Raw genomic sequence first — 14,718 nt, forward strand, 5'->3', positions numbered from 1 at the left:
TCTAATAAAGTAAAACTTTAATCAACCCTCACCAATCGGGCTTTTACAGGCAGCAGGGCCCCCACCTAACTTCTTTGCTTCCGCTGAATTTTGAGGTGGGGGTCTTACTGCTTGTTAATGCGGGATAAACGAATTACTTTTCCACTATTATAGTGTTTTTCTTTATAAATACACCTTTTGTAAATCCACTGACTCCAAACATCACAATTATATTAATTAGCAATGCGACTATACCTACATTCAAATCTTTTATATACTGCGGGAAACTCGGAAACATCGTGGCTATAGTTGAACCAGATAAGGTAATATATGCGACCACTAATAGCCCAACTCCCATTCCTGCAATAGCTCCTTGCTTCGTAATAATTTGACGTGGAAACAAACTACATACAAGTGCAGGGAAAAGTTGTGTAACGATACTGTATCCCATTAATAGAAGCGCTCCTATCGTTTCTCCTCCTTTAAATGTAAATAAAACTGCCACGAGCGTTACTACAGGCACAAATAATTTTGCCATCTTAGCAACTTGTCTATCTGAAGCAGCTGGAACTATCGTTCGATAAATATTTTTCGCTAACAATGTAGAAGCCGCCATAACAAGCATCGAACCCGGAACCAATGCCGTTAATACTCCCGCACTACCAATAATTCCAATAAACCAAGGGTCAAACGTTTGAAGAGCAAGTCTGAACAATGAAAGGTCTACATCCCCTCCTTTTAATCCCGGAACCTGTAATATAGCAGCAAATCCTGCAAAAAATACGAAAAGTAAAACTAAAGAATACAATGGCATAATTGCTGCATTTTTACGAAATACTTTTTCATTTTTTGCAGAAAAAGCAGAAGCAAATGTATGAGGCCACATATAGAAACCGAGGGCCGTTAATATAATAGTAGAAACAAACCAAGAAATACTCATTCCTTCTTCAGGTAAAGATAAAAATCCCGGTTTCGCTGCCTCTACAGCCTCAAACATCGGCTGAAATCCTCCATAATAATGATACGGTAAATATATACCTAAAAACATAACGATAAACAGTATCATAATATCCTTCAAAGCGGCCGTCCAAGCCGAACCATGTATACCTGAAACCATTACATATATAGTTATAACAATAGCACCAATCCAAACCGCAACAACAGGTGACACCCTTCCGTAAGAAGCTTCTGAAACGATAATTCCCAGTCCTTTTAACTGTAAAACAAGATATGGGATGATGGAAACAACACCAACAATTGAAACAATAATCCCAAGCGCTTTACTTCTATATTTCTTCGCAAAAAAATCCGACTGTGAAACAAGGTTATGCTCTTTCGCATACTTCCAAATCGGTGGCAATAAAAAATACGATAAAAGATAAGCTAAAGCGCCATAGCCTAAAATATAAAAGGTAGGTGCTCCTTTACTATACGCCCAGCCACTTCCTCCCAAAAATGTAAACGTCGTATAAATTTCACCTGCCATAAGGAGAAAAACAAAAATAGTGCCAAACCCTCTTCCCCCAACTGACCATTGCTCTAAATTCATATCTTTTCCATGTTGTGCCCGAATCCCTAAAAATAGTGCGAGAAACAAAAATAAAATAATGATAAGTAATGCAGTCATTTTACATCCTCCTTATTAGCAGGATCAAACACGTACACAAGCCCCATACAAAAAGATGTAATAAACACTGATAATAATACCCAAAATAATAAAAATGGCATCCCTAATACGTAAGGAGTAACTGAATTCGCAAATATTGGCCCAACTACTAAACAAAGAACTGGGATAAGCGCTAGAATGTGTATTTTCTTCATCTCATTCTCCTTTACTTATAAATTTCATAATGGCTGATACAAAGACTTCCACTCCAATCGGTAATGCATCTTCGTCAATCGTAAAACGAGGGTGATGGTGAGGATATATAATACCTTTCTCTTTATTTCCCGCTCCGATAAAAAAGAATGTCCCCGGTGCCTTTTGTAAAAACGCTGAAAAATCTTCTCCAGCCATCGTCGGCTGTAAACGAACAACTCTATCCCTTCCATAAAGTTGTAAGGCCGTTTGTTCAATAAGCTCTGTAGCTTCATAGTCATTTACAACTGGTCGATACCCATATTCATATGAAAATGTATATTTCGCTCCGTAAGATTCCGTAATATGCTTCACAATCCGCTCAATCTTCTTCTCTGTTTCACCTCGTAATTCATGTCTTAAACTTCTCACTGTCCCTTCAATCTCGGCTTGCTCTGGTATTACATTATGAGTTGTCCCCGCATGAAATTGCGTAACAGATATTACGAGAGAATCTAATGGATTCGTGAGGCGAGATACAATTTGCTGAAGTTGCGAAACGACTTGTGTTCCGATTGCAATACTATCCACCGTTTCATGAGGGATTCCAGCATGTCCACCTTTTCCCTCTATCTTAATTTTAAAAACATCCGGTGCAGCCATTGCAGGACCATAAATAACACCTATTTTCCCAACCTCTAACGACGCCCAAAGGTGAGCACCAATAATATAATCCACACCTTCCATTACACCTGCAGCAACCATCTCCTCTGCACCACCAGGAAAATTCTCTTCAGCATGTTGGAATAGAAAACGAATCTCCCCTTTAATCTTCTCTCTTTCTTCTACTAACTTATATACAACCCCAAGTAATATCGCTATATGTCCATCATGACCACATGCATGCATTACACCTTTATATGTAGAAATAAAATCAAACTCATTTTCTTCATGAATAGGAAGAGCATCCATATCGGCGCGAATCGCAACTGTTTTGCCCGGATGTTTACCTACTAACTTTGCCATCACACTATATTTAGTCGGTCGTGACACTTCTAAACATGGAAATTTCCGAAGTATATCGAACACAAACTGCGATGTTTTTTCTTCTTGAAAAGATAACTCTGGATACTTATGAAAATGCCTTCTCCACTCAACTAACTGATTTTTTAACAAAACAAGTTCCTTTGCAACATCCATTTCTCTTCTCCCCTTCTTCACCAAGTTAAATGTTATTATAACGTGAATTGTTAACTTTTAAAAGAATGTTCTGAATTTTCAGTGATGATAAACTAAAAAGAAAAAGCCATCCAAAAGATGACTTTTTCATTATTATAAAATAGTAATTGCTTGTTTTCCCATTTGCTCCCAAGCTTTCTCAAATTCTGCTCGCGGAACAGCCAAACGTGGATTATTTTTAAGAGGATCATTTACATATACAAAGTTTTGATCATATCCAATTACTACTGCACTATGCTCATAATATGTAATTTTCACTTCGCCTGAACTCGTATTCCATGTTTCAAAACTACTTTCAGCTAGCGGCTTAAACGTCGTATTAATAATGACCCATACCGGAGAGCCTGAACTAATTACTTTATATATATCTTGCATGTCTCTACCTGTTAAATTAATTACTTTTTCAGGAACATATTTTTCTGCTAAATCAAAGATTGGTTTATTGTACACACCATATCCAGGCTCTGCCTTTGTATAAATATTTCCCACAAATCCCTCGTAAGGATTTCCACGCAAACCATTTTGTTCAAATGGAACACGATGAATTTCGCTAGCAAGTTGCATCTTATCTACTTGTACACCTTTATATTGCAGCAACATAGCTAAACTTGTCACTTCACATCCTCGAGGTAATTCTGGTAATTGTTTAATAAACGGAACATCTTCAATCATAGCTGCTTCTTTCATTTCAGATAGAAATTCTAGGCGTAGAACTTGCGCCTTTTGCATGATTTTATCTTTCCCTATAAAAAACGCAGCAGCAATTATAATCCCAAAAACAAAAAGATATTTTAACTTTTTCATTATAAACAAAACTCCATTAATTATTATTTTACAGACACAACTCTTATCATTGTACCCTTCTTCTTACTAGTTTGCTAGAAAGATCATGTGAATTATCGCTCATAGAATGAATTATAAAAATTCTAATTATTTTTAATAAAAAGAAAAATAAATATACATTTCCAGAATATTTTGCTAAAATCAAAATTGTTAACATAGTGAAGATATCACCATGTTAACAAACATTCTTAGAGTATTTAGTCATAGTTCGTTTTTTTACATACTCCATTCATTTCATAGCAAATAAACCGAGTGTGTGTTGCATCCCCCACTAATGATTAAAAACTCAGAATAAAACGAAGTTCACACATTCAAGAAAATACGGGGTGAGGGCATATGAATCAACAAATTGAACAAACAGATTTAAAACGAACAATGAAAAGTAGACACCTATTTATGATTGCACTCGGCGGTGTTATCGGAACCGGGCTATTTATGGGATCTGGTCAAATTGTCCATAATGCCGGACCTGGTGGTGCTATTCTTGCATTTTTAGTCGGTGGATTTGTTATGTATTTAACGATGTTATGTCTTGGTGAATTATCCGTTGCTATGCCAGAAGCAGGTTCATTCCAAAGTTATGCAAGCAAATTCATTTCACCTGGTTTTGGATTTGTTGTCGGTTGGATGTATTGGTTAAATTGGGCTGTTACAGTTGGCGTAGAGTTAACAACTGTAAGTATTTTAATGAAACGCTGGTTTCCAGACGTTTCTTCATGGATTTGGTGCGTTACATTTGCAGCGGCACTCTTCCTCGTAAACGCTTTATCAGCAAAAGCATATGCAGAAGCAGAGTTTTGGTTCGCAAGTGTAAAAGTCGCAACAATTGTTATTTTCATCGTACTTGGCGGCGCTGTTATGTTCGGTCTACTAGACTTTAATGGAAAGCCAGCTCCAATGCTTCATAATTTCACTGAAAATGGCGGGCTATTTCCAAATGGTGCATTAGCTGTTCTTCTTACGATGATTACAGTAAATTACTCCTTCCAAGGAACAGAATTAATTGGAATCGCTTCAGGCGAAAGTGAAAATCCTGAAAAAACAATTCCAAAAGCAATTAAAAACACAATTTGGCGAACTCTCTTCTTCTTCGTCTTAGCGATATCAGTTGTTGTAGGTTTACTCCCATGGCAAGAGGCTAATCTAGTCGAAAGTCCCTTTGTACTTGTATTTGATGTAGCCGGTGTCCCATATGCAGCAGACATTATGAACTTTGTTATTATTACAGCTGTATTATCCGTTGCTAACTCTGGTCTATACGCAAATTCTCGTATGCTGTGGGCGATGGCAAAACAAGGAATGGCAAGTCCAGCATTTACGAAATTAACTAAAAAAGGTGTACCGCTAAATGCATTAATTTTCAGCCTAATTTTCGCTAGCCTGTCCTTACTAACAAGTGTATTTGCGGCAGATACTGTCTTTCTAGTTTTAACATCTATTGCAGCAATGGCTGCCGTTGTAGTTTGGATGTCAATCGCCGCTTCACAGTTTTTCTTCCGTAGAAATTTCGTGAAAAATGGTGGCGACATAAATGATTTAAAATATCGTACACCGCTCTATCCACTCGTTCCAATCGTAGCGTTCTCGCTCAATTTCATTACATTTGTTAGTTTGGCTTTCATTCCAGATCAAAGAATTGCTCTTTATTGCGGCATTCCATTTATGATTATTTGTTACATTTTATACCAAGTTAAATATAAAAAAATTGTCACACTTGAACAGCCACGAACTGTCACACGATAAATAAACTAAATATACAAAATATTCAGCTATCTTTCTTATCATAAGATAGCTTTTTTCTATTTCTTGGATATCCTGGTATAACTTTATTTATCTTAAAATTTTCACAATCACGTTTTTCTCTGGAAAATAGTTTACAATGTAATCAAGTTACAAATGATATTCACCTTAAAAAGTGTGCATTTGTGTCTATTTTTTAACAATATATCAAAAACTATTGCCTTCTATAAATTAATAGGTTTATATTGTTTTATTGGCATAGTTTCAATCCAAGGAGAAAGGAGATTTTCAATCGTGCAACTAAAGAAAGCGTTTTGGAAGTTGGCTTCGCTTCTTCCGTTATCATTACTTCTGTTCCTCGGTGGCTGTGATAAAAAACTCGCAGTATTAAATCCGCAAGGACCTGTTGCAAAAGCACAGTATGATTTAATTGTTTGGTCATTCTTGCTTATGTCATTAATTATCGCAATTGTATTCATTCTGTTTACAGTCATCTTGATTCGTTATCGTGAAAAACCAGAGAATATGGACTATGAGCCACCTGAACAACACGGTAACACATTACTAGAAATTATTTGGACGCTTGTTCCTGTTATTATCGTTATCGCATTATCGATTCCAACAGTAAAAGCAACTTATGCTTCGGAAGAGGTTCCGAAAGAGTCCAAACATATTAAACCAGTTGAAATTTATGTTACATCTGCAAACTGGAAATGGTTATTCAGTTACCCAGAGGAAAAAATTGAAACCGTTAACTATTTAAACATCCCAGCTGGTGTACCAATTCAATTCAAACTGACTTCTGTCGGCCCAATGAATGCTTTCTGGGTACCAGAACTTGGTGGTATGAAGTACACAATGGATGGCATGATTATGGATCTTTATTTACAAGCTGATAAGCCAGGTTCTTACCTAGGCCGTAGTGCGAACTTCTCTGGTGAAGGATTCACACACATGGAGTTCGAAGTTGAAGCAAAAACTAAAGAGAAATATGACAAGTGGGTTAAAGAAGTACAAGAAACTGCTCCTAAACTAACAGAAGCTAAGTACAACGAAATTGTTAAACCTGGTGTAGTTGGTCGTATGACATTCTCTAGTCACCACTTAAGTTATGTAGATCCAAAATCACTTGAATATTGTGATTACAACTACTACAAAAACAAAAAATAATAGCTATTATTCCAACAGATTGGAGTGAACACAGTGAAGCTTGATGAATTCTTTGTCACAGGTGACCCGATTATTTACGGTGCAGACGCTTCTATCGTTCTTGTGACATTAGCAATCATTTTCGTACTAACAAAGTATAAAAAATGGAAATGGCTTTGGGACGAATGGTTAACAACTGTTGACCATAAAAAAATCGGAGCTATGTATATTATTTCTGCGGTTATCATGTTATTCCGTGGTGGTATGGATGGTTTAATGATCCGTGCACAATTAACATTCCCAGAAACAACTTATTTAAACGCTGAACACTATAACGGGATCTTTACAACACATGGTACAGTAATGATTCTTTTCATGGCAATGCCATTCGTTATGGGATTAATGAACCTTGTAGTACCATTACAAATTGGTGCTCGTGACGTTGCATATCCGTTCTTAAATGCTTTAAGTTTCTGGTTATTCTTTGTCGGAGCAATGTTATTCAACATCGCTTTCGTAATTGGTGGTTCTCCAGACGCTGGGTGGACTTCTTACTTCCCAATGGCAGGTACAGAGTTTACTTCGGGCGTAGGAAATAACTACTACGCAATTGCATTACAGATTTCAGGTCTCGGTACGCTAATGACCGGTATTAACTTCCTTGTTACTATCTTAAAAATGCGTACACCTGGTATGACTTTAATGAGAATGCCAATGTTTACTTGGTCAATCTTAATTACAACAATTATCATTATTTTCGCTTTCCCAGTATTAACAGTTGCTCTTGCATTAATGACATTTGACCGTCTATTCGATGCTCACTTCTTTACGATGGCGAGCGGCGGTATGCCGATGTTATGGGCCAACCTGTTCTGGGTATGGGGTCACCCTGAAGTATATATCGTTATTTTACCGGCATTCGGTATTTTCTCTGAAATCATTAGTACATTCTCACGTAAGCGTCTATTCGGTTACAGTGCGATGGTATACTCAATGGTTGCAATTTCTTTACTAAGTTTCGTCGTATGGCTTCACCACTTCTTCACGATGGGTGCAGGTCCAGCGGTTAACTCATTCTTCTCGATTTCGACAATGGCGATTTCGATTCCAACCGGGGTTAAGATCTTTAACTGGTTGTTTACACTGTATAAAGGACGTATTCGTTTTACAGTTCCAATGCTTTGGTCATTGGCATTTATTCCAAACTTCGTAGTCGGTGGGGTTACAGGGGTTATGCTTGGAATGGCAGCAGCTGATTATCAATACCATAACAGCTACTTCCTAATCGCTCACTTCCACTACGTATTAATCGCAGGTACAGTATTCGCTATGCTTGCTGGATTCACATTCTGGTATCCAAAAATGACTGGTCATATGTTAAATGAACGCCTAGGTAAATGGACATTCTGGATCTTTATGAGCGGATTCAACATCTGTTTCTTCCCAATGTACTTCTTAGGTTTAGACGGTATGACTCGTCGTATGTACACTTACTCTGAAAGTCTTGGATGGGGATGGCTAAACCAAATCGCATCTGTTGGTGCGGTAATGATGGGTATCGGCTTCCTACTTCTTTGCTACAACGTAATTTGGAGTGCACGTCACGGTGAACGTGACACAACTGGAGATCCATGGGATGGTCGTACACTTGAATGGGCAACTCACTCTCCTGTACAACATTACAACTTCGCGAAGCTTCCTGAAATTAAAGAAGCTGATGCTTTCTGGTACATGAAAAAACGCGGAGAAACAGTTACACCAGCAGCAGAAGATATCAAACCAATTCACATGCCAAGTAACTCTGGTGTGCCTATTATTGCGTCTGGATTCTTCGGTCTTGCAGGTTTCGCATTAGTATTTAGCTGGTTCTGGCTTGCAGCAATCGGTGGAGTTGGTATTTTAGCTTGCTTAATCTATCGTTCATTCGATTATGATGAAGGTTACTATATCAGTGTTGATGAAATTAAAAAAACAGAACATATAGCATGAGAGGTGAAATGACATGGCGGCTTTAGATAAAAGCTTACCTTTGGAATATCAATCCGAACAAAGCAGATTGAATATCCTAGGATTCTGGATTTTTCTTGGGGCTGAAATTATGCTGTTCGCAACACTTTTCGCCTCTTATCTAGTCCTTGCTGGTCGTACGGCAGATGGCCCAACACCAGCGCAACTGTTTGAACTTAAAACGCTTTTAATTCAAACATTACTACTTTTAACAAGTAGTTTCACATGTGGTATCGTAATTCATGAAATGCGTAAGCATAACCAAAAAGCGATGCTTGGATGGTTCGTCCTTACATTACTTTTAGGTGCAGGTTTCCTATTCTTTGAGATCGAAGAGTTCATTATGTACATTGGTGAAGGCGCAACAATTCAAACAAGTGCTTTCTTATCTGGATTCTTCGTTCTTCTTGGAACGCACGGAGCTCACGTAACAGGCGGTATCATTTGGGCAACTTGTGTTATTATCCAAATTTTAAAACGAGGTTTAACACCAGTTACAGCTCGTAAAGTATTCATTATCAGCTTATACTGGCATTTCCTTGATCTAGTTTGGGTCTTTATTTACACACTAGTTTACTTGAACGGGATGGTGGCGTAAATGGCTCAAAACAACAATCAAGCAAACGGGCATGCGCATAGCGGATTCCCTTGGTCACACGTTTTCGGATTTATTTTATCGCTTGCATTAACGTTTCTAGCGTTATACGTGGCACTTTACACAACATTGCCACTTTCAACAGTCTTAACAACTATTATCATAATGGCTGTTGCGCAAGCATTGTTACAATTAATTATGTTCATGCATTTAAAAGAAGGAGAAGGAAGAGTTCAAATTCTTACAATGATATACAGTTTCTTCGTTGCAACTGCAACAGTTGGTTTAACTGTATGGATCTTCTTCTCAATGTAATGTACATGAAAAAGACTGCTGAGATTCCTCAGCAGTCTTTTTTTATCCCCTCCCCTATTACATCCACATTACGGAATTAACAACAGAATCATGAAAAATATACTTATTATGACAAATGTTAAGAAAAATCTTTCTTTATGAAATCGAATCCATATGCGTTGCTTTTCTACCTATTATATGGCTAAATAGGTACTATATTTATTTGAAGGGAGAGAACGCAGTGGAACATCATACTTCTGTTCTATCACTTATGGTTGTCGTTGCAATCGCGTTTTTCGTTCCCCTTTTGTTACAACGCTTTAAATTAAAAGCACTTCCTGTTGTCGTTGCAGAAATTATTGCAGGAATCTTTGTAGGTAAAAGTGGGTTTAATATTATTGAGCCAGATATATGGCTTCAAGTTTTATCAACATTAGGATTTATCTTCCTCATGTTCTTAAGCGGTTTAGAAATTGATTTTTCTATCTTTAAACAAAAAGGGAAAAAAAATACGACAAACGAGCCAAATACATTTCAAGTAGCAAGCATTATCTTCTTATTTATTTTCATCTTATCTTATGCCCTATCATTACTATTCGTATGGCTAGGATTTGTAGATAATGCAATGTTCATGACTTTAATTATTTCAACTATTTCTTTAGGTGTTGTTGTACCAACATTAAAAGAAAACAACCTAGGAAAAACTGCAATCGGACAAATCATTTTATTAGTTGCTGTTATCGCAGACTTAGTTACAATGATTTTACTCGCTGTTTTCGTCGGATTAAATTCCGAAAGCGGTCAAAGTATGTGGCTCTTACTTATTCTATTCGGTGCCGGTATTGTCATTTACTTTATTGCAAAACGCTTTAAAAACATTCCATACTTAGATAGTTTAAAAGCTGGTAGTGTACAAATTGATACACGAGCTGTTTTTGCACTCATTTTAATCTTAGTTGGGTTATCGGAATCTGTTGGAGCAGAAAATATTTTAGGTGCCTTCTTAGCAGGTGTACTTGTATCGTTATTATCACCAAATGAAGATATGGTGGAAAAACTTGATTCTATCGGCTATGGTTTCTTCATCCCTATTTTCTTCGTAATGGTTGGTGTAAATCTAGAGGTGTGGTCTATTTTCAAAGAACCTTCTAGCATGCTAATGATTCCAATCTTAATTGTAGGACTCTTTATTTCGAAACTCTTACCATCACTCGTCTTAAGAAAATGGTATCCACGTAATATCGTACTTGGAAGTGCAATCTTATTAACATCGACACTTTCTTTAGTTATTGCGGCTGCACAAATTGGTGAAAAACTGGAGATCATCAGTCCAAGTTTATCTGCCTCTCTTATTTTAAGCGCAGTTATTACTTGTATTTTTGCACCTATATTGTTTAAAAAAATGTTCCCAAAAGTAGAAACACCAAAACCAAAAGTAGCTATTATTGGCGCGAGCAGAATTACCCTTCCGTTATCACTAGATTTAAAACGAGAAGATTATGACGTAACGCTATATATGATGCGTCAAAACAAAATAAATGATGAAGAAGCGAAATCACATGACTTCCCTATCGTGAAATTAGATGACATCACAATCGCATCATTAACTGAACAAACAGCATTTGATGCAGATCGCGTCGTTGTTGCAACAAGCGATGATGAACAAAACTTATTATTGGCAGAACATGCAAAAGAGCTAGGTGTTGAACATGTTATTGCAAGTGTAGAAGATCCACTTCTACAAGAAAAAGCAACGCAAGAACATATCGCTGTATTCTCAACAATTAACTCTACACGTATTTTATTACGTGCACTTATTGATAAACCTAGTCTCGTTCGCTTAATTACAACAGCAAACGAAACAGTACGTGAAGTTGAACTGCGCAGCAATAAATATAACGGCGTTGCGCTTCGCCGCCTCCCGTTTTTAGGTGATGTACTTGTCATTCAAATCTACCGCGGTAACAAAGCATTAATACCACATGGTGATACAAGACTACAACACGGTGACACATTACTTGTAACAGGTTCAAAAGAACATATCGATACACTAAAAAACATATTAGAGTAAAAAAATGCCCCTCACATAATTGAGGGGCATTTTTTTAACTTCATATGGTAAAATGTTACTATCACATATTATGAGGATGGATCACATTATGTCTATTGTAACTTTAGCTCTTTTATTATTAGCAGAAATACTCGTTGCCATTATTCTCATCGGTGTTAGTATTGAGGTTTGTAGTTACGGATGGAAAAAATCGAATGGAATAAAATATTCTTGCCTCCTACTTTCACTCCTTCTCGGAACTGCTAGCATACTCGGACTTCTCGCCGCACCTGCTTATTTCTTTATACAATTAACAGAAAAGGCCTTATAAGAAAGGATGTTAATATGATTATCGTGAAAAATATTGAGGGATCTGAAACTTACGTATTACGTCAAAAAATTTTACGCCCCAATCAAACATTAGCAGATTGTAAATATCCTTCCGATTATGAAACAGACACCTTCCACTTAGGCGCATTTATAAACGATGAACTAATTAGTATCGCTTCCTTCTCAAAAGAAATATACCCTGACCTACCAGCCGGTATTCATTATCGTCTACGAGGAATGGCCACATTACCTGAGTTTCGAAACAACCACGCTGGAAGCTCCTTAATTCAGAATGCAGAACAAATCTTACAAGAGCGTCAAGCAAATATGTTATGGTGTAATGGCCGAATTACTGTAACTGACTATTACAAGCGATTAGGCTTTCAGGAGCATGGTGAAATTTTTGAAATTAAACCAATTGGCCTTCATAAAGTTTTGTATAAAAAGATATAAGAAAAGCTTTCCTCAATACGGGAAAGCCTTTCTTATATTTCAATCTTCTCTTTTTATTTTTTTCATATATATGTATATAAACAAACTAGGAACTAAAAAACAAGCAAACATAATAAGTCCTGTCATACTAATTTCCTTTATCGAAATATCTGGTGTTACAACGATACAAATAGCTAAAATCCCAATAATAATACCCACCGGAATGAATAATAGCTTCATAAAATAACGACGCGACACTCCGCCCGTATGCTCATACACTTCCACTGAATTTTTCAGATTTAAAAAGTTAATAATTATTATCCCGCCCATAAATACCATTAATAAATCCGAAACACTTTCATATCCTGCCCCTTGCAAGACATAGCGGTAAAAGACGATAGCTAGTATGACGATATTTTGTAAGATGAAAGCTAATCTAATATGTTTTAACCCTTCAATCATTAAACGTTCATCTTTCACGATTTTCATCCTACCACTCCTTTTCCTCCCAAAACAAATCATTCAACGTTTTATCTACTGCATAACAAATTTTTAAACATAAATCTAAAGATGGATTGTATTTCCCCTTCTCAATTAAACTAATCGTTTGCCTTGTAACGCCTACTTTTTCTGCTAATTGTTGCTGTGTTAAATCTAACTGAACACGCGCGACTTTTATTTTACTTACAGCCATTCATGTTCCTCCTTCACCCTTATTGTAACATATATATTCCATTACGTAATTTATATTTTACGAAACCAATTAAGTTTTCACCTTATCTGAATTGGTGTGGGCTAATACACAGTGAGGACATCCCCTACTGCCTATAGTTTCACTTTATTATACACAAAAAGGGAGCCTCCCATAAGAAGGCCCTCTCCTATATTTATATTATAAGAATAAATGACATCCAAATAAGAATGCAAATAAGTATAGTAATGGATGTACTTCCATCCCTTTACCCTTCACAATTTTCAAGACTGGATATACTAAAAATCCAATTGCGATTCCATTTGCAATACTAGATGTTAACGGAATACCTATAAAAATTAAAAATGCTGGTAACGCATCTTCAAATTCATTCCAATTAATATCTCGAATGCTTTGCGCCATTAAACTACCTACTATAATTAATGAAGGAGCTGTAATAGCGGCTACACTTGATAGAGAAGCAATAACAGGACTAAAAAATGCCGTTATAATTGTTAGACCAACAACTACAATCCCTGTTAATCCAGTTTTACCACCTGCAGCAATACCTGCTGATGATTCAATCGTCGCTGCTGTTGGGCTTGTTCCAAAGATAGAACCTGTAGTCCCGCCAATTGCATCTGCAATAAACGCTTTACCAAAACGCTTCTCTGTATTGTCTGTAATTAAACCTGCTTGTTTAATTAAACCGAGTAATGCACCTGTTGTATCGAATAAAAGTACAAGTAAAAATGAAAATACAACGCCGTATAATCCGTATTCAATTACATCTGAAAAGGCATTGATTGGGTTTGAAACGATGATACCCTCTGGTAAATGAGGCATCGCCACAATTTTATCAGCAAACTTCAATTGCCCTGTAAAGAAGGCAATAATTCCTGTCACAATCATACTAATAAATAATGCACCGCTCACACGCAATGTCATTAATACCGCCGCTAATATTAAACCAATTAAAGTTAAAATAACAGCTGGAGAATGAAAATCACCAATCGTAACTAAATTAGACGGATGATCCACGATAATTCCAGAAAGGCGCAATCCAATAAAAGCAATAAATAGTCCAATTCCACCTGCAATTGCATGCTTTAAACTATCAGGAATTGCTAAAATTAACTTTTGCCTAAACGAAGTAAAAGATAATAAAAGAAAAATAATCCCCGTTACAAATACAGCTGAAAAGGCAACTACATATGTAATCCCTTCTGCCTTCTGTACAACAGAATAAGCAAAATATGCATTCATTCCCATAGCTGGAGCAATAACAATCGGGTAATTCGCGAAAATCGCCATACCTACTGTTCCAACAACGGTTGCAATAATTGTTGCTGTAAACGCTTGGTCAAATGGTACACCTGCATCAGATAATATTTTTGGATTGATGACAAGAATATACGCAAATGTAAAAAAAGTTGTGATGCCAGCTAAAAACTCTTGCTTCACAGAAGTGTTATATTTTTGTAATTGAAACATGCTTATGTACCCTTCCTACACCTGAATTATTATCACACATTCTTTTTCTTACTAGTATGTGAGAAAATATAATACTT

Annotated in this window: 15 protein-coding genes; 8 read left to right on the forward strand and 7 right to left on the reverse strand. The window is 36.6% G+C overall.

Features of this window, described 5'->3' with window-relative positions:
* Positions 1–133 precede the first annotated feature (133 nt).
* From GBN78_RS17050 to GBN78_RS17065, 4 genes are all read right to left on the reverse strand, one after another.
* Entirely contained in the window at positions 134–1,606 is a 1,473-nt protein-coding gene (locus tag GBN78_RS17050) for a sodium:solute symporter family protein (RefSeq protein WP_000125933.1), read from the reverse strand.
* A complete protein-coding gene (locus GBN78_RS17055; RefSeq protein ID WP_000719833.1) occupies positions 1,603–1,800 on the reverse strand; it encodes a DUF3311 domain-containing protein in 198 nt (65 codons plus the stop codon). The genes GBN78_RS17050 and GBN78_RS17055 overlap by 4 nt, the downstream gene beginning before the upstream one ends.
* A 1-nt stretch (position 1,801) precedes the next feature.
* On the reverse strand, positions 1,802–2,977 hold the full coding sequence (locus tag GBN78_RS17060) for an amidohydrolase (protein ID WP_000382089.1): 1,176 nt from the start codon (positions 2,975–2,977) through the stop codon (positions 1,802–1,804).
* 132 nt (positions 2,978–3,109) lie between these two features.
* Positions 3,110–3,820 (reverse strand): C39 family peptidase, encoded by a 711-nt coding sequence (locus GBN78_RS17065; RefSeq protein ID WP_000734482.1) that lies wholly within the window; start codon positions 3,818–3,820, stop codon positions 3,110–3,112.
* Positions 3,821–4,195: 375 nt separating this feature from the next.
* Between GBN78_RS17065 and GBN78_RS17070 the strand changes: the two genes are divergently transcribed.
* The 8 genes from GBN78_RS17070 (at position 4,196) to GBN78_RS17105 (ending at position 12,477) form a co-directional block, all read left to right on the forward strand.
* On the forward strand, positions 4,196–5,602 hold the full coding sequence (locus tag GBN78_RS17070; RefSeq protein ID WP_001075750.1) for an amino acid permease: 1,407 nt from the start codon (positions 4,196–4,198) through the stop codon (positions 5,600–5,602).
* Positions 5,603–5,893: 291 nt separating this feature from the next.
* Positions 5,894–6,769 carry a cytochrome aa3 quinol oxidase subunit II gene (locus GBN78_RS17075; protein ID WP_001176165.1) on the forward strand — a complete coding sequence of 292 codons (876 nt, stop codon included), beginning with the start codon at positions 5,894–5,896 and terminating at the stop codon, positions 6,767–6,769.
* A gap of 33 nt (positions 6,770–6,802) precedes the next feature.
* Complete coding sequence (gene qoxB, locus GBN78_RS17080; protein ID WP_000762367.1) at positions 6,803–8,737, forward strand: cytochrome aa3 quinol oxidase subunit I; 1,935 nt, start codon at positions 6,803–6,805, stop codon at positions 8,735–8,737.
* 13 nt (positions 8,738–8,750) lie between these two features.
* On the forward strand, positions 8,751–9,353 hold the full coding sequence (gene qoxC, locus GBN78_RS17085; RefSeq protein WP_000729318.1) for a cytochrome aa3 quinol oxidase subunit III: 603 nt from the start codon (positions 8,751–8,753) through the stop codon (positions 9,351–9,353).
* On the forward strand, positions 9,354–9,665 hold the full coding sequence (gene qoxD, locus GBN78_RS17090; protein WP_000068425.1) for a cytochrome aa3 quinol oxidase subunit IV: 312 nt from the start codon (positions 9,354–9,356) through the stop codon (positions 9,663–9,665).
* A 220-nt stretch (positions 9,666–9,885) separates the two neighbouring features.
* On the forward strand, positions 9,886–11,715 hold the full coding sequence (locus tag GBN78_RS17095) for a monovalent cation:proton antiporter family protein (RefSeq protein WP_000399972.1): 1,830 nt from the start codon (positions 9,886–9,888) through the stop codon (positions 11,713–11,715).
* A gap of 52 nt (positions 11,716–11,767) precedes the next feature.
* The gene (locus GBN78_RS17100; RefSeq protein WP_142326168.1) at positions 11,768–12,025 is read left to right on the forward strand and encodes a DUF4022 family protein; all 258 of its coding nucleotides are present in this window, start codon (positions 11,768–11,770) and stop codon (positions 12,023–12,025) included.
* 14 nt (positions 12,026–12,039) lie between these two features.
* Complete coding sequence (locus tag GBN78_RS17105) at positions 12,040–12,477, forward strand: GNAT family N-acetyltransferase (RefSeq protein ID WP_000587681.1); 438 nt, start codon at positions 12,040–12,042, stop codon at positions 12,475–12,477.
* 39 nt (positions 12,478–12,516) lie between these two features.
* On the opposite strand, the gene GBN78_RS17110 is transcribed toward GBN78_RS17105, so the two are convergent.
* From GBN78_RS17110 to GBN78_RS17120, 3 genes are all read right to left on the reverse strand, one after another.
* Positions 12,517–12,945: a hypothetical protein gene (locus GBN78_RS17110; RefSeq protein WP_000706629.1), complete on the reverse strand. Its 429-nt coding sequence runs from the start codon at positions 12,943–12,945 to the stop codon at positions 12,517–12,519.
* Between the two features lies 1 nt (position 12,946).
* Positions 12,947–13,150, reverse strand: coding sequence for a helix-turn-helix transcriptional regulator (locus tag GBN78_RS17115; RefSeq protein ID WP_000301183.1), 204 nt, complete (start codon positions 13,148–13,150; stop codon positions 12,947–12,949).
* Between the two features lie 198 nt (positions 13,151–13,348).
* Positions 13,349–14,641 (reverse strand): NCS2 family permease, encoded by a 1,293-nt coding sequence (locus tag GBN78_RS17120; RefSeq protein WP_000487191.1) that lies wholly within the window; start codon positions 14,639–14,641, stop codon positions 13,349–13,351.
* Positions 14,642–14,718: the final 77 nt, after the last annotated feature.

Origin of the sequence: Bacillus sp. B2-WWTP-C-10-Post-4 (assembly GCF_009183805.1) — a bacterium.
Taxonomy (GTDB): domain Bacteria; phylum Bacillota; class Bacilli; order Bacillales; family Bacillaceae_G; genus Bacillus_A; species Bacillus_A cereus.

Bases quoted from the DNA above. Each gene is read 5' to 3' on its own strand.
- GBN78_RS17050 (WP_000125933.1), bottom strand. From the start codon at position 1,606: ATGACTGCATTACTTATCATTATTTTATTTTTGTTTCTCGCACTATTT.
- qoxC (WP_000729318.1), top strand. From the start codon at position 8,751: ATGGCGGCTTTAGATAAAAGCTTACCTTTGGAATATCAATCCGAACAA.
- GBN78_RS17055 (WP_000719833.1), bottom strand. From the start codon at position 1,800: ATGAAGAAAATACACATTCTAGCGCTTATCCCAGTTCTTTGTTTAGTA.
- GBN78_RS17115 (WP_000301183.1), bottom strand. From the start codon at position 13,150: ATGGCTGTAAGTAAAATAAAAGTCGCGCGTGTTCAGTTAGATTTAACA.
- GBN78_RS17105 (WP_000587681.1), top strand. From the start codon at position 12,040: ATGATTATCGTGAAAAATATTGAGGGATCTGAAACTTACGTATTACGT.
- GBN78_RS17100 (WP_142326168.1), top strand. From the start codon at position 11,768: ATGTTACTATCACATATTATGAGGATGGATCACATTATGTCTATTGTA.
- GBN78_RS17065 (WP_000734482.1), bottom strand. From the start codon at position 3,820: ATGAAAAAGTTAAAATATCTTTTTGTTTTTGGGATTATAATTGCTGCT.
- GBN78_RS17110 (WP_000706629.1), bottom strand. From the start codon at position 12,945: ATGAAAATCGTGAAAGATGAACGTTTAATGATTGAAGGGTTAAAACAT.
- GBN78_RS17060 (WP_000382089.1), bottom strand. From the start codon at position 2,977: ATGGATGTTGCAAAGGAACTTGTTTTGTTAAAAAATCAGTTAGTTGAG.
- GBN78_RS17120 (WP_000487191.1), bottom strand. From the start codon at position 14,641: ATGTTTCAATTACAAAAATATAACACTTCTGTGAAGCAAGAGTTTTTA.
- GBN78_RS17070 (WP_001075750.1), top strand. From the start codon at position 4,196: ATGAATCAACAAATTGAACAAACAGATTTAAAACGAACAATGAAAAGT.
- qoxD (WP_000068425.1), top strand. From the start codon at position 9,354: ATGGCTCAAAACAACAATCAAGCAAACGGGCATGCGCATAGCGGATTC.